This window comes from Alistipes sp. DJF_B185, assembly GCF_964250025.1.
Taxonomy (GTDB): Bacteria; Bacteroidota; Bacteroidia; order Bacteroidales; family Rikenellaceae; genus Alistipes; species Alistipes finegoldii.
The window spans coordinates 56,258-77,989 of sequence record NZ_CAXUDY010000007.1 but is presented as its reverse complement, the minus strand read 5'-3'; the positions used below and the strand labels follow the sequence as shown (position 1 = coordinate 77,989).

Here is a 21,732-nt window from a genome sequence, read left to right as displayed (position 1 = left end):
TTCGATACCGGATTACACTCATACTTTGGATTTAGTGGTGGCACTCGGAGGGATACCGAGTGCCTTTTTCTTCCTTTTTCCAACCGATTATCCCGTTAATTATCAATCCGCTAAATCCAAAGTAATGAACAACAAGAAGAAAAACGAGGGTCAGACCGACTTTTCCTATTACGGTCTGTACCTGCTGGACTATCTCCGCACGAACAAGTTTGAACAGGCTGACGACACCGCTTTCATACGGGAACGGGCCGACCGTGCCGCCGAAACGTATGAGAGGGCACGGCTTGAAGGCTATCCCGCCGATGGTGCGCAGGAACTGGCGATGGACACGCTGCTGCGCGGGCTGCATTATTCCCGTTACGCCATCCTCCGCGAAGTCGTGGAAAACGAGTTTGCCGATGAAGTGCCGGAAGAGAAGCGTGAAGCCTTTGTCCTGAAACTGCTGCCGCTTGTCGGCAACGTGTTCTCCGTCTATGACCTCTCGGATGACAATTTCGCCCTGTCTTCCGATTACGACCTGCTCTACACGGAGCTGACGGGAGCAACCGTCCTTTACTTAGACGAATATGGCGTTTAACCGCAAACAGAAACTGCGGGACAACATCGAGGCGATACGGACGGCATTCATCCTTGACAGGGAAAATAGGACAGCGACAACCGAAGAGCGTGCCATACTTCAAAGGTACTGCGGTTTCGGCGGTCTGAAATGTATCCTCAACCCTGCAAAGGAACTGACGGATGCCGTCCGGTGGGCGAAATCCGACCTCGAACTGTTCGCCCCGACGGTGGAGCTGCACAGGCTTATCCGTGAGAACAGCAAGGACGAAACAGAGTACAAGCGGTTTGTGGATTCGCTGAAAGCGTCCGTGCTGACCGCTTTCTACACCCCCAAAGAGATAACCGACACCATCGCGGACGTGCTGGCAGATTACAGCGTCCGCCCCGCCCGTATGCTCGAACCGTCGGCAGGTGTCGGCGTGTTCGTGGATTCCATGCTGCGGCACAGCCCCAATGCGGATGTGATGGCTTTCGAGAAGGATCTGCTCACGGGTACAATCTTGAGGCATCTCTATCCCGACCAGAAAATGCGCACCTGCGGTTTTGAGAAAATCGAAAGACCGTTCAACAATTATTTCGACTTGGCGGTGTCCAACATTCCGTTCGGTGACATTGCCGTGTTCGACGCGGAGTTTCAGCGGAGCGACTCTTTCGGCAGACGCTCCGCCCAGAAAACCATCCACAACTATTTCTTTCTCAAAGGACTGGATGCCGTGCGTGACGGCGGTATCGTGGCGTTCATCACCTCGCAAGGGGTATTGAATAGCACCAAGACCTCCGTGCGTAACGAGCTGTTCAGTCAGGCCAATCTGGTATCCGCGATACGCCTGCCCAACAACCTGTTCACGGACAACGCGGGCACGGAGGTGGGCAGTGACCTGATTGTCCTGCAAAAGAACCTCAGCAAGAAGGAAATGTCGCAGGACGAGCGGCTGATGACCGTGATACAGACGGACACGAAAACCGCCCTGACCGACAACGCCTATTTCATCCACCACCCGGAACGCATCGTGCATACGATGGCGAAACTTGACACAGACCCCTACGGGAAGCCCGCTATGGTTTATCTGCACGAGGGCAAGGCAGCAGGCATCGCCGGGGATTTGCGCCGTATGCTCGACGAGGATTTCCATTACAGGCTTGCCATGCGCTTGTATTCGGGTTCAATCCGGCAGGCAGGAACGGAAGAAAAAGTTGCCGTTCAAAATAAAGTAGAGCGTCCTGCCATAAAATTGGAAACAGTATCCTCGGCGCAGACGGTGGAAACTCCGACAGAAAAGCCGCAACCCGCAGATGAAAAGCCGGAGATAGAACCGCGCCCGCAATATTCCGCAGGCGTGCAGCTCACCCTGCTTGACCTCTGGGGGATGACGGAAGAGGTCAGCCAACCGAAAACCTCCAAAAAGAAAAAGACGGTGAAAAAGGCAGTTACGGCAAAGTCCACTCCGCCCAAACCGAAAGTCACGGTTACACCGACAGCTCCAACTGCAAAACCCGCAATGGAGAATAAGGAGGTGAAAGCGGAGAACACCGCCAAGCCTGCCGACCCGGACGACATCTATGCCACACTGGACTGGGATACCAATCCTCCCATCAACGGTTTCTATGAAATGATGATGGGTTTGACGCCGGAGCGTAGGAAAGAACTTCGGGAACTGGCAAGGCAGCATAACGAGAAACAAGTGGCGGAAAAGACGGAAGTGAAAGCCGTGCCGGAAACTTCCCGTGAGCAGCCACGACAGGAGGAAACACAGCCGGAGGCAGTCGCCGCACCTGCCGTTACAGATACCCCATCGGAAGCGGTGGGGACTTTCCTTTTCCCCGACATCGAAGCGGAAAAGCCGAAGGAGGAAGTCGTGGACCTTTCTCCGCGTGCCTACCACCGCACGCCGGAGATGCACCTGCGCGAAGGGTCGCTGGTGGCTGACCGGGGGCGTCATAACATCGGCTACCTGAAAGACATCACGCCATACGGGGCGACATTCCAGCCGCTCGACCTGAAAGGATACCAGAAGGAAAAGGCGTTGTTGTATGTGTCGCTGCGTGACGCCTACGAGCGTCTGTACCGTTATGAATCGCTCCGGCGCGAGGCAAATGTTCCGTGGCGAGAGCATCTGAATACCTGTTACGATGAGTTTGTCATGCGCTACGGCAACCTCAACGCCAAGCAGAACGTGAAGTTAGTGATGATGGATGCGGGCGGGCGCGACATCCTTTCGCTGGAACGGATGGAAAACGGAAAGTTCGTCAAGGCGGACATCTTCGAGCATCCTGTTTCCTTCGCGGTGGAGAGCCATGCCAACGTAGGCTCTCCCGAAGAAGCCCTGTCTGCGTCGCTCAACAAATATGGTACGGTCAATCTCGACTATATGCGGGAGATAACCGACAGCACGGCGGAGGATTTGCTCACTGCCCTGCAAGGGCGCATCTACTACAATCCGCTCGTGACCGGTTACGAAATCAAAGACCGTTTCATCGCCGGAAATGTCATAGAGAAAGCGGAACGCATAGAGGCATGGATGGGTGACAATCCCGAAAATGAGCGTATGCCGGAGGTGAAGCAGGCGTTGGAGGCTCTGAAAGATGCCGAGCCGCAGCGCATCGCCTTCGAGGATCTGGACTTCAATTTCGGGGAACGCTGGATTCCGACGGGTGTCTATGCCGCCTACATGAGCCGGCTGTTCGACACGGAGGTGAAAATCGCCTATTCCGCAAGCATGGACGAGTTTTCGGTGGTGTGCGGCTACCGCACCATGAAAATCACGGACGAGTTTCTGGTGAAGGGGTATTACCGGAACTATGACGGTATGCACCTCCTAAAACACGCCCTGCACAACACCTGCCCTGACATGATGAAGTCCATCGGCAAGGACGAGCATGGCAACGACATCAAGATGCGCGACAGCGAGGGAATACAACTCGCCAACGCCAAGATTGACGAGATACGAAACGGCTTCTCCGAATGGCTCGAAGAGCAGTCGCCGCAGTTCAAGGAGCGGCTTGTGACGATGTATAACCGCAAGTTCAACTGTTTCGTGCGCCCGCGCTACGACGGCTCCCATCAGACCTTTCCCGACCTCAACCTGAAAGGGCTGGCAAGCCGGGGTATCAAGAGCGTCTATCCCTCACAGATGGATTGCGTCTGGATGTTGAAACAGAACGGCGGCGGAATTTGCGACCACGAGGTGGGAACCGGTAAGACGCTGATAATGTGCATCGCCGCGCATGAGATGAAGCGTCTGAATTTGGCACACAAGCCGATGATTATCGGGCTGAAAGCCAACGTTGCGGAGATTGCAGCCACCTATCAGGCGGCATATCCCAACGCACGTATTCTGTACGCTTCGGAGAAGGACTTTTCGACCGCCAACCGTGTGCGCTTCTTCAATAATATAAAGAACAACGACTACGATTGCGTCATCATGTCGCACGACCAGTTCGGCAAGATACCGCAGTCGCCGGAATTGCAGCAGCGCATCCTGCAAGCAGAGCTTGACACGGTGGAGGAAAACCTCGAAGTGCTACGGCAGCAGGGAAAGAACGTGTCGCGGGCGATGCTGAAAGGATTGGAGAAGCGCAAGCACAACCTTGAAGCGAAGCTGGAGAAGGTGGAACACGCCATAAAGTCACGCACGGACGACGTGGTGGATTTCAAGCAGATGGGCATCGACCACATCTTCATAGATGAGAGCCACCAGTTCAAGAATCTGACTTTCAACACGCGCCACGACCGTGTGGCGGGATTGGGAAACAGCGAGGGAAGCCAGAAGGCACTTAACATGCTCTTTGCCATACGCACCATACAGGAGCGCACAGGAAAAGACTTGGGTGCGACCTTCCTCTCCGGCACGACTATCAGCAACTCACTGACTGAATTGTACCTGCTGTTCAAGTACCTGCGCCCGAAGGAGCTGGAACGGCAGGACATAAGGTGTTTCGACGCTTGGGCGGCGATATTTGCCAAGAAGACGACGGATTTTGAATTTAACGTGACGAACAATGTGGTCCAGAAGGAGCGTTTCCGCTACTTCATCAAAGTGCCGGAGCTTGCCGCCTTCTATAATGAAATCACGGACTACCGCACGGCGGAGGATGTGGGCGTTGACCGTCCTGCCAAGAACGAGATACTGCACCATATACCGCCCACGCCGGAACAGGAGGACTTCATACAGAAACTGATGCAGTTCGCCAAGACGGGCGATGCCACCTTGTTGGGCAGGCTGCCGCTTTCGGAAACGGAAGAAAAGGCGAAGATGCTCATCGCCACGGACTATGCCCGGAAAATGGCACTCGACATGCGCATGATAGACCCGAATTACGAAGATCATCCCGACAACAAAGCGAGTCACTGTGCCAAGATGATCGCGGAGTATTATCAAAAATACGACGCCCAGAAAGGCACGCAGTTCGTTTTCTCTGATTTGGGGACATACCAGCCGGGCGACGGGTGGAACGTCTATTCGGAAATCAAGCGCAAACTGACGGAGGACTACGGTATACCGCCAAGCGAGGTGCGCTTCATTCAGGAGTGCAAGACCGACAAGGCGCGGAAGGCGGTGATAGACGCCATGAACGCCGGGACGGTGCGTGTGCTGTTCGGCTCTACCTCTATGCTCGGAACGGGTGTGAACGCCCAGAAACGGTGTGTGGCTATCCATCATCTCGATACGCCGTGGCGACCGTCCGACTTGCAACAGCGTGACGGACGCGGAGTTAGGGCAGGTAATGAGATTGCCAAACATTTCGCCGGGAACAACGTGGATGTAATCATCTACGCGGTGGAGAAGTCACTGGACAGCTACAAGTTCAACCTCCTGCACTGCAAGCAGACTTTCATAAGCCAGCTCAAAAGCGGTGCGATGGGTGCGCGTACCATCGACGAGGGGGCAATGGACGAAAAATCGGGCATGAATTTCTCGGAATACATGGCGTTGCTCTCCGGCAATACCGACCTGTTGGACAAGGCGAAACTGGAAAAGCGGATCGCATCGCTCGAAGGGGAACGCAAGTCGTTCAACAAGGGCAAGCGTGATTCGGAGTTCAAGCTGGAGTCAAAGACCGGCGAGTTGCGCAACAACACGGCTTTCATAGATGCCATGACGGAGGACTGGAACCGCTTCCTGTCGGTGGTGCAGACCGACAAGGAGGGCAACCGCCTTAATATAATAAAGGTGGACGGAGTGGATTCCGCCGATGAGAAGGTCATCGGAAAGCGTTTGCAGGAGATAGCCAAGAATGCCACGACCGGAGGGTTGTACACGCAGGTCGGTGAACTTTACGGTTTTCCGATAAAGGTGGTGAGCGAAAGGATACTCAAAGAGGGATTGGAGTTCACCGACAACCGCTTCGTGGTCGAGGGGAACTACAAGTACACCTACAACAACGGGCATCTGGCGATGGCTGACCCGTTGGCCGCCGCCCGCAACTTCCTCAACGCGATGGAGAGGATACCCTCCATCATCGACCAGTACAAGGCGAAGAACGAGGTGCTGGAGATGGAGATACCGCAGTTACAGGAGATAGCGGGTAAGGTGTGGAAGAAGGAGGACGAGCTGAAGCAGTTGAAGTCCGAACTTGCCGCCCTTGACCGAAAAATTCAGCTGGAGCTTGCGCCACCCACGCCCGAAGTCGCAGAAAAGGAGAATGAAGGGCAACAGCTCAAGCCGGAAGCGGAAGATGTGAGGAACAGGCAGGCGCAATATCCCGAAAATGCACCGCCGCAGATACGCAGTCCGGCGGATAGTATCGTTGCCAACCATGTCATAATCGGGCGTCCGGGACTGTATGCCAAGGAGGAAACCCGGTCCAAAGGATTGAAAATATAACCTAAGGAATTTTATCTGAAGTATTAATAAGGGCTATCCCAAAAGGTCTAAAAGTAAATTTTATCCTTTCTGCAAGTATCTATAGGATGGCAACTGCATTTTTTTCTTTTTGGGCAGCCCTTATTAAAATTTATTCTTATTTTAATAAGTCGAAAAACATTTTGAATGACGAATTAATTCAGCCGTATAAATAATTATGATGTACGAATGTCGCAATAGATTAGGCGAAAGAATAGGACACGCCTATACAAAACAACAGGCGGAAGAAATGATTCGCCATGCAAATTGGTTGTTAGACCAAAAAAGAGGAACTCCCGAATATGAACAAAGAGTTGCAAGAGCGCAAAAAGCAAAAGAAAAAGAAATGAATGCTACGGGCGTTGGCATCATTGCAGGTGTTATTTTCTTTATTATCTGTATAATAATGGCTCTTTCTTAATACAATCTTTACTATGAAACAATTATCGTTTTTCCTTGTATTACTTGCTTAGTTCGGCTCTTTTAGCTCAAATATAGAAAACATATAAATATGAATACATTAGTTGTTCCAAACACTTTCTCTGAAAGTGGCCGTTGTGCATTAGTAATTGTACTTGATAATCTTTTTGGTATTGTGAAGCCATATATTACGCATCCGAACCAAGCAGCAGGGAATCGCATACAAAAGGAATATTTCGATTTCATGAATTATCTTGGCATTTCTCAACAAACGGTTGACCGTATTTCACAAACGGAGTGGCAAGTATATGCGATTAATGGAGGCATTGACTGCCGCAATATTCTAAAAGACGAACTTCATACAAACAGCGAAAAATCGTTTGTTTATAGCTCTATTCAAAAATGGATGCGACTAATTAATGACTATGCATCTAATGACCCTGTTTTTGTGGCAACAGCCAAAAGCATTGCAGATAGAGATATATTAGATTCGATAATAAATTTGTGATATGGGCTTATTTGGACGCTCTAACGCAGATAAAATCGCGGATAATATTCGGGAACAAGCAAAATTTATTCTGTTGCAATTTAATGGAATCGACGAGGTTTTTTGTCGAGATGGAGGGGCGACACCTTACAATGCCCAAGAATTAGCCTTATATATGCAACGGATAGAACGCACGCATAATGCCATTCAACAAGAATTGGATAAGTTATCGGCCATACAACAAAGTCGAGTGGTCTTGCCTTGGGTCAATGGGAAATTATATGATTTATACACATGGAATTTATCATATCAAATGGTTATAAATAAGATAGTTCAAGAAATGAATAAATTATAAAATTATGCCAACATTATTAGGGATTTTCATAATCATTATTCTATTTGTAATCTGGAAATTTATCCGAGAAATGATTAAAGAAAATCGAGATAAGCATTATTAAAAACATTGCCAAAGAATCAGTATTGAAACTTTGGCAATGTTTGTCCCTGCTCTTTCGATAGTGACATAATTTTTAAGGGGTATATAAAAGAGATTTTTGCAAAATGCGTCACAGCTATATTATACACATAACATTATCACCTATGAACCGCTATCTACTAACCGTCGCTTTCATCTTATCGGCTCTATTCACCAATGGACAGACAATAAGCCATGATAACGTCCAGCAAATCCTATCGGACATATTGACGGCTCAAAAAGCCCTGCAAGGAGCTGTAATTCTCTCTGATATGAAAGGAAATGACATTGCATCGGCAGATTGCAGAATGACAAAACGAGGGCCGAAAGCCTGCAAACAAGATTTTATGAATATCGCTGCGGAGAAAAGTAAACAATTCTCCTATGACGATTGCCGAACCGATTATGTTGGGTTGGAAAGTTTGGATATAGCCGCTAAAGGTGCAACAGTCAGAGCCAATAGAAAACGGCATTATTGGGGCAGTCTGACGGCATACTATCCTGCCGAGAATCCGCAATACAGAATCTTCGTAATCATGGAGCAAAATATATATAATGGCACTTACTATGGTGTTCCGCTTTGTGCTCCTGTTGTTGCAAGAATAATTAAATCCCTCAATAACTAATCCATGACCCTCAATCCCACGCTTAAAAGCATACTTGTAAGAACTGCCTACATCGTAGGGAGTTTGACAATCTATTATATTGCCTATAATTATTGCCTTGATTATCTGGATTTTCATTATTGGAGTGATGGAGGACTGATAGACGGGCATCCAACATTACGATATACTTTACTAATGATGGCTGCGGCTATTCTTATCTGGGTGAATATCCGCAAACTGTCACGTCCCAATATACGGCTCTATTTTAGTGCATTTCTATTAGGGCTTGGACTATTGATTGGAGCATGGAAAGTCGGTGCATTTTATCTCTACTCCGAACATGTACTTTTGCGCCATGAAGTTACGAAAAGAGTGTAATTTATTGGAAATGAGCGTAGGTTAATTGCTCTTGATAGTAATAGGTTACGATTTAGTTAGTTATCTACTGCATTATCCTTCTGCGCGTTGCGTAACCTTCAAAGAACTCTTCGTATGCAAAAGTAGCTATTTAATTCGAGATTTTGATATAAACTCCCGTTTTTTATCCCCTCATTCATAAGAATTTTCCGTAAAAGCGGTATTGTCCGTCGGCACACCATTGCCCAAAACGAGTTTGGAACAAACGTGTGCCGACTACCGCATAGCTGGAGAAAAGGGCATTGCCTCACGCCTAAACGATGTTTAGACAGATGAAGCAATGCCCCTTTCTTTTGCGCCTATGCCAAGAGGTGCTTTTACGGGTTTTCAAATGATTTTTCTTTTTTCGCTGTCTCTTTTGCCGGAAGCGGAAAGTGAATGCAGAGTGTGTCAGCCTGCCCCATGAATGAAACAGGCGCCCACACACAGCCGGACAAACCGGGAAGAATGATTGTTGCCACCCGGCTGAACAAGTTCCGTCGGATCGGAAACAATCATACTTCCTTTGTTGTGGTTTGCCCTTTTCACGCTTCCGGTGATGTCTTTTTCCTTTTGGTGATTCTTTTTTTTACGGATTTTCCCCTGAAGTTTTTTTCTACACAATCTGCCTCTGTTTTCGTTTACCTCCATTTTGCGCCTTTCAGTAAGCCGCATCAGTCAGTCATTTTCGTTCTGGGCGCAAAGGTAATTCCGGGATTGGACGGGAAAGCAAGGTCAAGCCTCCTGTTTTCGGTAAAAATCTCCAGCCCTGCGGGTAGTATTTTGACCGAAAAACCTTGCATTCCCTAATCCCTACCTTTTCAAGCACCCGAAACGAAAACGACCGATGCGACAGAAAGACGCATAAAAAAAATGTCGGATAAACGAGAGGCAGATAAGATAGTTTGAAACTCAACTCCCTCAGCTCTTGAATCCGCATTAAAAACAAAAAAATCAAAAACAGCGAAGATATGACGGCAACGGCAAATTTCAGACAAATGGCGCAACACATCGGGTTGGCGATATGCGGCTTGATGATGCGCACCGCCTTCGGGGTGTTCGGCATCCTTTGGGGCATCATCAGAGAGATTGTAAACGGAGTGTTCCGAGTGGCGATAGGTGTAATCGTGGCTATCCTTTCCACCATTGCCTTCTTTGGCTTCATCCTTTGGTTATTCACCCTTTAACCCTTACCGACATGGCAAAAAGAAACAGCAAGACGGCAGCGCAGCAGTGCAGATATTACGAGGTGGACAACATCTTCGTGTATATGGTGGAAACGTACATCAACGGCAATTTTGAAACTTTCCGAAGATTGTACCACGAACTGAACAAGGACGCACGGAGGGATTTCATGGACTTCCTTCTCAGCGAGGTAGAGCCGACCTATTGGAGAGAGATACTGAAACAGATAATCTAAAAATGACAGCGATATGAAAGGAACAGACCATTTCAAGAGAACGATATATATGTACTTGGAACAGCGTGCGGAGGAAGATGCGCTATTTGCAAAGAAGTACCGCAACCCTGCCAAGAACATGGACGAGTGCGTGACCCACATTCTGAACTATGTGCAGAAAAGCGGTTGCAACGGTTTCACGGACGGAGAGATATTCGGGCAAGCCATCCACTACTATGAGGAAAACGAGATAGAGGTGGGCAAACCGATGGACTGCCAAGTGGTTGTGAACCACGTTGTGAAACTCACGGCAGAGGAAAAGGCGGAGGCACGTCAGAACGCTGTCCGCAAATACCAAGAGGAGGAACTCCGCAAGTTGCAGAACCGCCACAGACCGTCAGCGAGAAAAGAAAACCAACCCCAACCCTCATTATTTGATTTAGGCTTATGAAACCGAAGACCAAGATACAGAAAGAGGTGGCAAGACTTTCCGCCAACCTTCGCCCCATATCAGCGACACAAATAGATTGGGCATACCGCCACTGCGTTGAGCATATCGGCTACCGCACCAAGAAAGGGAACATCACCTGTTCCGACTGCGGTCACGAGTGGCACAGCGACAGCGGACTATGCGACACCCTTGAAGGCTGCACCTGCCCCAAATGCCATGCCGAACTCAAAGTGCAGGACACACGCAGACGCATCTACAAGGAAACGCAGAATTTCAGCGTGATAACCACCTGCAAAGGGTATCAGGTAATCCGCGTGGCGCAGGTCAGATGCGAGAGCAGGAAAGGCGAACCGATGCGTTTCTACTGCCACGAGGTCGTGCAGCGTTGGATTTCACCCGACGGCAAGGTTACGGACATGGCGTTGCTCCGTGGCTTCCTTTTCTGCTATTGCGATGTGTGGGCATTAGGCAGCGATATGGAGGTAAGACCGCACAACAGCCTATACGATGATGTGGTGGCAAGAAGCTGTGCATATCCAAAGATGAGGATATTGCCCCAACTCAGACGTAACGGCTTCAAGGGCGATTTCCACGGCATCTCCCCCGTGCGTCTTTTCAAAGCCTTGCTTTCAGACCCAAGAATTGAAACCCTTATGAAAGGCGGTGAGATTGAGGTCATGAAACACTTTCTTTTCAATACCCGTACTGCCGATGAATGTTGGGCATCATATCTGATTGCCAAGCGTCACAAGTATCAGATAGACAACCTCTCAATGTGGTGCGACTATCTGCGTATGCTCAAAAAACTCGGTCAAGACCTCCGTAACCCGAAGAACATCTGTCCCGAAGATTTCATGGCGGCACACGACAACGCAACCCGAAAAATTGAAGCCATACACGAGAAGGAAAGAGCCGCAGAGCAACGCCGTTGGGAGATTGAAAGGCGTGAGCGTGAGCAACAGCGACAACTCCAACGAAAGAAAGATGCGGAGGATTTCATCGCCAACAAATCCAAATTCTTCGGCTTGGTAATCACGGACGAGGAAATAATCGTCAAGGTGCTTGAAAGCATAGACGAGTATTACAACGAGGGCAAGACGCAGGGCATCTGCGTGTTTGGCAGTGGATACTACAAGAAAGCCGACACCCTCATACTATCGGCAAGGATTGGCGATGAGATTATTGAAACCGTAGAGGTGGACTTGCGAACCCTCGAAGTGGTGCAGTGCCACGGCAAGCACAACCAGGACATGGAGAACCTTGCCGCAAGATTGAACGGCGTCGAGGAATTTGCAGGTTGCACCATCTAAAAAGAAAAGCCATGAAACGTGACACAATCATCATCGAGGACAAGGCAGTCAGCGTAACCGGTAACGACGTGTGGATGACCGCCACCGAAATAGCCGGATTGTTCCATACGACCGTCCCGGCAGTGAACGCCGCCATCAGAGCCGTCCGCAAGTCGGACGTGCTGAACGACTACGAGGTGTGCCGCTACATGCAGCTTGAAAACGGGCTGCACGCGGACGTGTACGCCCTTGAAATCATCATCCCGGTCGCTTTCAGGGTGAATACCTACAACACCCACCTGTTCCGCACATGGCTGGTGGGAAAGGCACTCTCACAAGAGAAACGGCAGAGCATACTGTCCATTGCCATACGCCGTGCATGGTAATGCTCGATATCTTTATCGTTCCATTCCAGTATTGTTTCACCCAATAGAGAAAATTTTATCATTTGAATATTGATATTGTTTATTTCTTTTCGGAGCTCGTCTATTTTTTTATTGCCAAGTTCTAATGCTTCTATCTCCTGCCATTCATAGAGGCTATTATATGCCATACATCCGATAAGAATGGAGATAAGTATATATCCCAACCGTATTGCCTTATAGAAATTTCCTGACCGCTCCATTATTTTAATGACATTGATTTTTGGAACATGAATAAAAGTTTATCTTTTTCGTTCATGCGGATATTATCAGAATAACCGTCTTTTGTTATTTGATACCCACATGGCTTAACCATAAAAATGCCTAAGCCCTTAGTGTACGAACTTACTTCTGAGGCATAGTCTTTACTTGTATTTAATGGAACTTTCCCTTTAATATGACACCACTCATTATTACAACTGATGTCTTCAATCTCAGACATCAGTTTTTGCAAATCTGTAATAGCTTTGGAACTCGCTACTTGGGGTATCTGCAACTCAAAACAGAGCATCGGTTCGAGAATGTCCACACCTGACTGTTGCAAAGCCAGCCTGAAGACATAAGGGGTCAGCTGTCTGAAATCAGCAGGTGTACTTACCGGGCTATAATACTCGGCTTGAGTAAAAGTTACTTTCAGATCTGTCACTTCCCATCCATGTAAACCAGATTGGCAAGACATACGAATCCCTTCAAAAACGGCATTTTGAAAAGAATGGTTCAGATAACCATAGGAGATGTCACTTTCGATTTGCAACCCTGCCCCTAACGGTAAGGGTTCAAGAGTCAGCCCTATTGTGGCCCAGTAAGGGTTGGGTGGTACTTCGATCTGAATAATCTTATTGACCTTTTTTATAGGTCGTTCTTTGTAGATAGTCTTGATCTCATCAAAATGGACCTTTACGGAAAATCGTTCTTCCAGCAATGTCTGTATGATTTCCTTTTGGGTCAAACCATATAACGAGATTTCCAATTCATCACTATATGAGTTTATGGAAAAGGACAAAGACGGGTCTTCAATCCACAATGTATTCAGAGCGGATATCACCTTGCTTCTCTCTTCGGGCTTATTTGGCCGGACGGAGGATTTGAGAGCGGGATGCTGATGAGATAATCCTTGAATCAAACAAGGTTTAGCACCTAAATAATCTCCGATTCGAAAATCTTCTATATCTTCTACAATCGCGATATCATTGGCACCCACTTCATCAACATTTATCTCTCTGCCCTGATAAATAGTCTTTAGATTTTTAATCTTGATGAATTTTTCCGAATCGTTGATTCTTACAACGTCTCGAAGTCTCAGACTTCCGTCAATTATTTTAAGAAAACTTCTTTTATGCCCTTTGGGGTCATGCTCTATCTTATAGAGATAAGCTGAAAGTCTGTTTGAGACTGATGCCGGAGGAAGTATAAAAGAAGAAATGGCGTCCAACAACTCATTGATACCGATATTGAACATTGCTGATCCATGTAGCACCGGATAGACTTTGGCTTTTGCCACAAGAGCGATTATCGTATTCCAATAATCAGCCGGTGAAATTTCGCTATCCGCCAAATATCGTTCTAATATATCGTCGTCATGGTTGCATACAAATTCTTTGTATTCTTCCTTTATATATGTTTGGGAGCAAACCGGATAAACCGATCCATCGACAACAGTTTGCATAAACAGGACATCTTGCGACAGATTTGTTTTTATATCCATATACAAACGCTCCAAATTCACACCGGCACGGTCAATCTTATTGATAAATATAATTGTCGGGATTTGCAGCTTTTGTAAAGTACTGAACAGCAACTTTGTCTGCGCTTGTATGCCTTCCTTTGCGGATAAGATGAGGACTGCTCCATCAAGCATTTTGAATGTCCGCTCCACTTCCGCAATAAAATCCATGTGTCCCGGAGTGTCAATGATATTGCATTTCACTCCATTCCAGATAATAGATGTCGTAGAAGCCCGGACAGTAATTCCTCTACGTTTCTCTATATCCATAGAGTCCGTTATGGTGTCACCATTATCCACACGGCCGCACTTTTCCGTTGCTCCACTGGCAAACAGCAGATTCTCGGTTACGGAAGTTTTTCCTGCATCAATGTGAGCAAGAATTCCTAAATTTATAATATTCATTTGGATTAAGCAATAATATACTACAGTAGATGCATTGTCGAAACGCACCTTTTAATACCTCCTCGTAGCATATGAGAACTACAGGATTACTAACTCGTATTAATATGTATATTATTACTGCCGCATAACGATTACAAAATTACACAAAAAAATATATCTAACAAAAGTGGGAGGATTTTTTAACTTTTTACCATAGACATTTTATTAGGGAAGCGTAGGTTCAACTGGCAAGTACAAATAAGTAGAAATGTTTGAACAACACCGTTTTAGGAAGTTGAAAAATCAAGTTTCTCTCTCGGTATAGCGTTTATTTTGGCCAATATCTTCTTTAGTTTAGCATTTGTGTATTTCCCATTCGTGTTCTATTTAGCTCCTTATTATGAGTATGTAGCAAGTTACTTATCAAATTCAGCCTCTTTGAGGGTCAAATATGGTTTTGCAAATGGTGACTGACAAGACATAAACAAGGTCAGCAGGAATTTTTTACATAAATGGACATGAATGTATATAACCTAAAATAAAAAGTCAACTGCCCGCGTTAGTATAATGTAAATTGTTCATAATCAATACGCGAGGCCCGTCTCCGGCCAAATCTGCCAATTGCAGTCTAATTAATTGATAACCAAACGTCTGTCTCACAACAGGACGTTGTATCGGTTGCACATCTGTTACTACAGCGTAACCCTTCCGAATACGACAACAAGGGGAAAATAAGCTATTTAGACTCAATCCTGCGTCATATGGTTGTTACTTAATCATTACCTTTAAAGCGGTTTGTGTATTGTATAGGTTAATGAAAAAGGTTGTTAAAAACAATGAGAAACACGTTCAAGGTTCTATTCTACATCAAGAAGAATGCGCCTCTGCGGAACGGTTGGGCCCCGATCATGGGACGCATCACGATCAACGGACAGCGGACGCAATTTTCCACACGGCTCTCGGTCACTCCCGCCAGTTGGGACACCGCACAGGGGCGGGTCTGCGGACGGAGCAACATGGCCGTCCAAATCAACGAAAAGCTGGCCAATATCCGATTTCACATCGAGAGATGCTACAACAAGCTCTTTTACGAGCAGGCCTTCGTTACTCCGGTGATGGTCAAAGAGATGTATTTCGGCGGCAATCACAAGCAGGAGACCGTGGTCGCCTTCTTCAAGCAGCACAACGACGAATTCAAACGCATGGTCGGCGTCAGCCGCAGCATGACCACATATTATAAATATAGGTGTGTATGCCGGCATCTGGCGGATTTCGTCTGGGACAAGTACAACCGGAAGGATTTAATGTTCAAGGAACTCAACCGCGAATTCCTTACGGGCTTTCATTCCTACATAGCGCAGGAGTGCGCCCATAAGAAAAATACCACGTGGATCTACATGATCGCCCTCAAACACATCCTGATGCTGGCCCGCAGCAAAGGCTATATGAACAAGGATCTGTTTGCAAATTACAAATTACAAAGCGAATTCGTAACGCGCAATTACCTCTCCATGAGCGAGATCAACAAACTGATGCAGTACGAGGGCGACACTCCCACCTTACAACTTATCCGGGATGCCTTTCTGTTCAGCTGTTTCACCGGCTTGTCTTATATCGACATGAAGGACCTTACGCTGGAAAATATCCAGCAGGTGAATAAACAGTTGTGGATCAGTACGACGCGCCGCAAAACGGGTTCCGAAGTAAACGTCCGGCTGTTCGAAGTGCCTTACAACATTCTGCTCAAGCACAGGCCGATGACCCGGACCAAGCGAATCTTCGACCTTCCGAGCAACGGCTGGTGCAATGCCTGTCTCGACAAAATCATGTCCGAAATAGGCATTATGAAACAGATTACATTCCATTCGGCCCGCCATACCTTCGCCACGACGATCACCCTGTCGCAGGGCGTAGCTATCGAGACGATCAGCAAGCTGCTGGGACATAGAAACATACGAACTACGCAGATTTATGCCACCATTACGCACTCGCAGCTCGACGGCGAAATGGAACGTCTGTCGAAGCGAATCAACTCCCTTTACCGCAATTTGCTTCCTCCGGATGCACCCGAAGCCGGCACAAAGCTCATCTAAGCGCCGTCATCCGCCCCTTGCGCCCCTTCCCGGAGGGAAAATCACCGGAAATCACCGAAAAGACCGAAAACCGGCGGTTACAATCTGTAACCAGCCCGACACTTTGCCGGGAAAACTGTAAGTGGCGGACGTTAATCCGCAGAATATGTGTAATAGTAGTAAATTATTTTAAAAATTTATTTGTATATGAATCGCCAAACGTTTATCTTTGCTAGTGAACTTTTTTATTTTAAAAAATTAACTAATAGATTAACGCTTATGGTAAAAAAAATCCTACTATCGTTAATTGGAGTACTTGTGTTTGCAGCGGGGGCATTCGCCCAAGCCAAACAAGTGCGCGGTAGTGTCGTTGATGAAAACGGAGCGGCCGTGATCGGCGCTTCGGTTATCGTCAAAGGTACGACCATCGGTGTATCCACCGATCAGCAGGGATTTTTCGTTATGAACAATGTTCCGGCGAAATCCGAGGAACTGCAAATCTCCTATTTGGGGTATGTTACGCAGGATGTGAAGATCCGTCCGAACATGCAGATTACCCTTGTTCCTGACGAGCAGACTATCGAGTCCGTCGTGGTTACGGGTATGACCAAGACCGACAAACGACTCTTTACGGGTGCGGCGGACCGCCTTTCTGCCGACGATGTGAAACTTTCGGGTATGGCCGATATCAGCCGCGGTCTGGAAGGCCGTTCGGCCGGTGTCTCGGTGCAGAACGTATCGGGTACGTTCGGTACCGCTCCCAAGATCCGCGTCCGCGGTGCGACGTCGATCTTCGGCAGCTCGAAGCCCCTCTGGGTTGTGGACGGCGTCATTATGGAGGATGTGATCGACATCGACGCCGACGCACTCTCTTCGGGTGACGCCACGACGCTGATCAGCTCCGCCATCGCAGGTCTCAACGCCGACGACATCGAGAGCTTCAGCATTCTGAAAGACGGTTCCGCAACTTCCATATACGGTGCGCGCGCTATGGCCGGCGTGATCGTCGTTACGACCAAGAAAGGCCGCGCAGGCGAAAGCCGCATCAGCTATACCGGCGACTATACGTTCCGCATGACGCCGCGCTATGCCGATTTCAACATCATGAATTCTCAGGATCAGATGTCGGTATATCAGGAAATGGCCGCTAAGGGCTGGCTCAACAACTCGACTATCGCAAACGCCTCTTCGAGCGGTGTTTACGGCAAAATGTGGGAGCTGGTAAATACGGGCAAACTCGAAAATACGGAGGCTGCGCGCAACCGCTACCTGCGTAAGGCCGAGTACCGCAACACGGACTGGTTCAAGGAGCTTTTCCGGAGTACGTTGATGCACACGCACTCGATCAGCCTCAGCTCCGGTACCGAGAAGTCGCAGTACTACGCTTCGATGAGCGCCATGTTCGATCCGGGATGGACCAAGGCCAGCGAGGTGGAGCGTTATACGGCGAACCTCAATGCTACCTATAATATCTTCGACAATCTGACGCTGAACCTGATTTCGAGCGGTTCTTACCGTAAGCAAACGGCTCCGGGTACGCTGGCCGCGACGACCGACGTGGTATTCGGCGAGGTGAAGCGCGATTTCGACATCAACCCCTACTCTTATGCCATGAATTCGTCCCGGACGCTCGATCCCGATGAATTCTACACGCGCAACTACGCTCCGTTCAACATTCTCGACGAACTTGGGAAGAACTACATCGATCTCAACGTCGTGGATACGAAGTTCCAAGCAGAACTGCGTTACAAACCCGTCACGGGTCTCGAACTGAGCGCACTGGCCGCCATCAAATATTCGGCTACGACGCAGGAGCACAACATTACGGACTATTCGAATCAGGCCCGCGCCTACCGTGCAATGGCTACTACGGTGATCCGTGACAACAACCCGTTCCTGTATACCGATCCCGACAATGCGTATGCAGTGCCTATTTCGATCCTGCCCAAGGGCGGTATCTACAAGCGCCGCGACAACAACATGCTGTCGTACGACTTCCGTTTTGCCGCTTCGTACAATACGGAGATCAACAACCAGCACATCATCAACCTCTACGGAGGTATGGAGGTCAACCAGAGCGACCGTCACGAATCTTGGTTCAACGGCTGGGGTATGCAGTACTCGATGGGCCTGATCCCCTTCTACGCCTATGAGGTATTCAAGAAAGGCAAGGAGGAGAACACCGACTACTTCGGTCTGGCCGACACCCATTACCGCAACGTCGCTTTCTTCTTCAACGGCACCTATTCGTGGAAAGGCCGCTACACCCTCAACGGAACCTTCCGTTACGAAGGAACGAACCGCATGGGTAAGAGCCGCAGCGCCCGCTGGCTGCCGACATGGAACGTCGCCGGTGCATGGAACGTACACGAAGAGAATTTCTTCGAGGCGCTGCGTCCCGCACTGTCGCACTTGTCGCTGAAGGCTTCCTACTCGCTGACCGCAGACCGCGGCCCCAGCTTCGTGACCAACTCGCGCGTCGTCATTACGAGCAATACCCCGTGGCGTCCTTCGGCCGGTGTTACCGAGTCGGGTCTGACGATTTACGACTTGGAGAACAGCGAGCTGACTTACGAGAAGAAGAACGAGGTGAACGTCGGTATCGACATGGGCTTCCTGAACAACCGCATCAGCCTCGCAGCCGACTGGTACAAGCGTGACAACCACGACCTGATCGGTGTGATCAACACGCAGGGTATCGGCGGTCAGGTGATGAAATACGGTAACGTCGCCGGTCTGAAATCTTCGGGTGTCGAGCTGACTCTTTCGACCCGCAACATCGAAACCAAGAATTTCAGCTGGTCTACGGACTTCATCTATTCGCACCTGAAAGAGGAGGTGACCGACCTGATGTCGTACAAGCGTGCCATCGACCTCGTATCGGGCACCGGTTTCGGTATGGAAGGCTATCCTTCGCGTTCGATCTTCTCGTTCGACTTCCAAGGCCTGAACGACGAGGGTATCCCGCAGTTCATCAACGAGAAAGGCCAGCTCACGACCACCTCGATCAACTTCCAAGAGCGTAACAACCTCGGACATCTGAAGTATTCGGGTACGGCCGATCCGACGGATTTCGGTAGCTTCGGCAACATGTTCCGTCTCTATGGCTTCAAGCTCAATGTCTTCATCACCTACTCGTTCGGCAACGTGATCCGTCTGGATCCGGTCTTCTCCGAATCCTACAGCGACCTGCTCTCCATGCCGCGCGAGTTCCGCAACCGCTGGATGCGTCCGGGCGATGAGAACCATACGGATATTCCGGTTATCGCCAACAAGCGTCAGGTCAAGAAGGACAACTACCTTTCGCGCGCTTACAATGCCTACAACTATTCGACGGCACGTATCGCCAAGGGCGACTTCATCCGCATGAAGGAGATTTCGCTGACCTACGACTTCCCGAAGCGCTGGATCAAGAAACTCCGTTTCTCGAACATGTCGCTTAAACTTCAGGCTACGAACCTCTTCCTGATCTATGCCGACAAGAAGCTCAACGGTCAGGATCCTGAATTCTTCAATACCGGCGGTGTTGCGGTTCCGGTGCCCAAGCAATTTACGCTGACGCTGAAAATCGGTTTATAACAGACGCTAAAGATGAAAAATATGAATACGAAAAAAATAACCACGCTAATCGTACTCGCGGCTGCCCTCGTGGCGCTTCCCGCTTGTAACGACTTTCTGGATGAGATGCCGGACAACCGAACCGAACTCGATTCGAGCGACAAGATCACCAGTCTGCTGGTTTCGGCATATTCCGAACATACCTACCCCGTAACCTGCGAATACGCATCGGACAATGTCGATGAAACGGCATTGGTTTCACCGAACTTCGAACCCGAACAGGAAGAGTACTACCGCTGGCAGGACGTTACGGCGGCCGTTACCAACGAAGCGCCTCAGGCCGTATGGAGTCAGTATTACATGGCGATTGCCGCTGCCAACCAAGCGCTCGACGCCATCAAGGAGCTGGGCGGCGCCGACACCCCGCAGCTGAAGGCCGCCAAGGGCGAAGCGCTCATTTGCCGTGCATACGCTCATTTCTGTCTGGCCAATATGTTCTGTCAGGCTTACAATCCGCAGTATGCGTCGGAAGACCTTGGCATCCCCTACATGGAGAAGGCCGAAACGATACTCAACCCCAAATACACCCGCGGTACGCTGGCCGATGTCTATTCCAAGATCGACGCCGACCTGATCGAGGGTCTGCCGCTGATCACCGACGAGTTCTACTCGGTGCCGAAGTACCATTTCAACCAGAAGGCCGCCTATGCCTTTGCAGCCCGTTTCTACCTCTTCTATCAGAAGTGGGACGAGTGTATCGCCGCCGCGAAGGTAGTGCTGGGAAGCGCTCCCGAAACGATGATGCGCGACCTTGAAGCGAACGGCAAACTGGGACTGCAGTCGGCCGACGGACAGACCCTGCTCCGCACGATGGATTATATCGACTACTCGCACAAGTGCAACCTGCTGCTGCAGACCTCGATAACCGATGCTCCCGGCATTTCGTTCGGTCCTTACAATGCCTACACCGGGTTCTCCCACGGCAACTGGCTGGATCAGACCGAAACCTTCCGCGCTCCGACGGCTCCGTGGGGCAGCAGCTATACGCTCTACTCTGCGCCGTATTCAATGAATACCGGTAAAGCCGACAAGTGTTTCGCATGGCGTGCGCCCTACCTCTTCGAGATCAAGGACCCGGTGATGCAGACGGGACTCGCGCATACGGTTTTCCCCGCATTTACGGCCGAAGAGACGCTGCTCTGCCGCGCCGAGGCTTACATCATGAAGAAAGAATACGGCCCGGCTCTGAACGACATGAACCTCTGGATCAGCAAATATGTGAAATCCGGCGCCCAGACGCTCACCGAAGCCAACGTCAACCAGTGGGCGCAGAACACGAAGGAGTATACCCCGGCCAATCCCACGGTGAAGAAACCTTTCGGCGAGACGGCTTTCCCGCTCGAAGCCGGCACGCAGACCAACATGTGCTATGCGCTGCTGCATCTGCGCCGTGTGGAGACCGTACACCTCGGTTTGCGCTGGTTCGACATAAAACGTTACGGCATTACGATCTATCGTCGCAAGCTGGCCAGCTACAACACGCTCGGAAGCGTTACCGACGAACTGCACGCCCGCGACCCGCGCTGCGCGATGCAGCTGCCGATGGATGTCGTTGCCGCAGGCCTGACTCCTAACCCGAGATAATCAGAT

Annotated in this window: 18 protein-coding genes and 1 pseudogene; 16 read left to right on the top strand and 3 right to left on the bottom strand. The window is 49.3% G+C overall.

The window, feature by feature from the left end; genetic code table 11:
- Nucleotides 1-124: 124 nt before the first annotated feature.
- The 7 genes from ACESTR_RS10555 (at nt 125) to ACESTR_RS10525 (ending at nt 8,766) form a co-directional block, all read left to right on the top strand.
- Nucleotides 125-577 (top strand): DUF1896 domain-containing protein, encoded by a 453-nt coding sequence (locus ACESTR_RS10555; RefSeq protein ID WP_004304266.1) that lies wholly within the window; start codon nt 125-127, stop codon nt 575-577.
- Nucleotides 567-6,383, top strand: coding sequence for an N-6 DNA methylase (locus tag ACESTR_RS10550; RefSeq protein WP_004291462.1), 5,817 nt, complete (start codon nt 567-569; stop codon nt 6,381-6,383). The genes ACESTR_RS10555 and ACESTR_RS10550 overlap by 11 nt, the downstream gene beginning before the upstream one ends.
- A gap of 196 nt (nt 6,384-6,579) precedes the next feature.
- On the top strand, nt 6,580-6,822 hold the full coding sequence (locus tag ACESTR_RS10545; RefSeq protein WP_373179271.1) for a hypothetical protein: 243 nt from the start codon (nt 6,580-6,582) through the stop codon (nt 6,820-6,822).
- Nucleotides 6,823-6,912: 90 nt separating this feature from the next.
- Complete coding sequence (locus tag ACESTR_RS10540) at nt 6,913-7,329, top strand: hypothetical protein (protein ID WP_178287092.1); 417 nt, start codon at nt 6,913-6,915, stop codon at nt 7,327-7,329.
- 1 nt (nt 7,330) lies between these two features.
- Complete coding sequence (locus ACESTR_RS10535; RefSeq protein WP_178287094.1) at nt 7,331-7,663, top strand: hypothetical protein; 333 nt, start codon at nt 7,331-7,333, stop codon at nt 7,661-7,663.
- Nucleotides 7,664-7,908: 245 nt separating this feature from the next.
- Nucleotides 7,909-8,409: a hypothetical protein gene (locus ACESTR_RS10530; protein ID WP_177606273.1), complete on the top strand. Its 501-nt coding sequence runs from the start codon at nt 7,909-7,911 to the stop codon at nt 8,407-8,409.
- A 3-nt stretch (nt 8,410-8,412) separates the two neighbouring features.
- Entirely contained in the window at nt 8,413-8,766 is a 354-nt protein-coding gene (locus tag ACESTR_RS10525) for a hypothetical protein (RefSeq protein WP_373179268.1), read from the top strand.
- 98 nt (nt 8,767-8,864) lie between these two features.
- On the opposite strand, the gene ACESTR_RS10520 is transcribed toward ACESTR_RS10525, so the two are convergent.
- On the bottom strand, nt 8,865-9,077 hold the full coding sequence (locus ACESTR_RS10520; protein ID WP_007567577.1) for a hypothetical protein: 213 nt from the start codon (nt 9,075-9,077) through the stop codon (nt 8,865-8,867).
- Nucleotides 9,078-9,183: 106 nt separating this feature from the next.
- On the opposite strand from ACESTR_RS10520, the gene ACESTR_RS10515 reads away from it, so the two are divergent.
- From ACESTR_RS10515 to ACESTR_RS10490, 6 genes are all read left to right on the top strand, one after another.
- On the top strand, nt 9,184-9,594 hold the full coding sequence (locus tag ACESTR_RS10515; RefSeq protein ID WP_004291538.1) for a hypothetical protein: 411 nt from the start codon (nt 9,184-9,186) through the stop codon (nt 9,592-9,594).
- Between the two features lie 161 nt (nt 9,595-9,755).
- A complete protein-coding gene (locus ACESTR_RS10510) occupies nt 9,756-9,971 on the top strand; it encodes a hypothetical protein (protein ID WP_004291535.1) in 216 nt (71 codons plus the stop codon).
- An 11-nt stretch (nt 9,972-9,982) separates the two neighbouring features.
- Nucleotides 9,983-10,204 carry a hypothetical protein gene (locus tag ACESTR_RS10505; protein WP_004291534.1) on the top strand — a complete coding sequence of 74 codons (222 nt, stop codon included), beginning with the start codon at nt 9,983-9,985 and terminating at the stop codon, nt 10,202-10,204.
- Nucleotides 10,205-10,217: 13 nt separating this feature from the next.
- Nucleotides 10,218-10,634: a PcfK-like family protein gene (locus ACESTR_RS10500; RefSeq protein ID WP_004291533.1), complete on the top strand. Its 417-nt coding sequence runs from the start codon at nt 10,218-10,220 to the stop codon at nt 10,632-10,634.
- Nucleotides 10,631-11,944 carry a PcfJ domain-containing protein gene (locus ACESTR_RS10495; RefSeq protein WP_373179266.1) on the top strand — a complete coding sequence of 438 codons (1,314 nt, stop codon included), beginning with the start codon at nt 10,631-10,633 and terminating at the stop codon, nt 11,942-11,944. The genes ACESTR_RS10500 and ACESTR_RS10495 overlap by 4 nt, the downstream gene beginning before the upstream one ends.
- Nucleotides 11,945-11,955: 11 nt before the next feature.
- The gene (locus ACESTR_RS10490) at nt 11,956-12,309 is read left to right on the top strand and encodes a RhuM protein (RefSeq protein ID WP_373179264.1); all 354 of its coding nucleotides are present in this window, start codon (nt 11,956-11,958) and stop codon (nt 12,307-12,309) included.
- On the opposite strand, the pseudogene ACESTR_RS10485 reads toward ACESTR_RS10490, so the two are convergent.
- Together ACESTR_RS10485 and tet(Q) are read right to left on the bottom strand one after the other, a co-directional pair.
- Nucleotides 12,231-12,548: pseudogene (locus ACESTR_RS10485) on the bottom strand (hypothetical protein); the annotation flags it as partial. The gene ACESTR_RS10490 and the pseudogene ACESTR_RS10485 overlap by 79 nt on opposite strands.
- Nucleotides 12,548-14,473 (bottom strand): tetracycline resistance ribosomal protection protein Tet(Q), encoded by a 1,926-nt coding sequence (gene tet(Q) / locus ACESTR_RS10480; protein WP_004291466.1) that lies wholly within the window; start codon nt 14,471-14,473, stop codon nt 12,548-12,550. The pseudogene ACESTR_RS10485 and the gene tet(Q), both read right to left, overlap by 1 nt.
- A gap of 815 nt (nt 14,474-15,288) precedes the next feature.
- Here tet(Q) and ACESTR_RS10475 point away from each other — a divergent pair.
- The 3 genes from ACESTR_RS10475 (at nt 15,289) to ACESTR_RS10465 (ending at nt 21,726) form a co-directional block, all read left to right on the top strand.
- Nucleotides 15,289-16,545 carry a site-specific integrase gene (locus tag ACESTR_RS10475; protein ID WP_014774507.1) on the top strand — a complete coding sequence of 419 codons (1,257 nt, stop codon included), beginning with the start codon at nt 15,289-15,291 and terminating at the stop codon, nt 16,543-16,545.
- Between the two features lie 258 nt (nt 16,546-16,803).
- Nucleotides 16,804-20,103, top strand: a complete 3,300-nt coding sequence (locus ACESTR_RS10470; protein ID WP_217729582.1) for a SusC/RagA family TonB-linked outer membrane protein — start codon at nt 16,804-16,806, stop codon at nt 20,101-20,103.
- A gap of 21 nt (nt 20,104-20,124) precedes the next feature.
- The gene (locus tag ACESTR_RS10465; RefSeq protein ID WP_014774509.1) at nt 20,125-21,726 is read left to right on the top strand and encodes a RagB/SusD family nutrient uptake outer membrane protein; all 1,602 of its coding nucleotides are present in this window, start codon (nt 20,125-20,127) and stop codon (nt 21,724-21,726) included.
- Nucleotides 21,727-21,732: the final 6 nt, after the last annotated feature.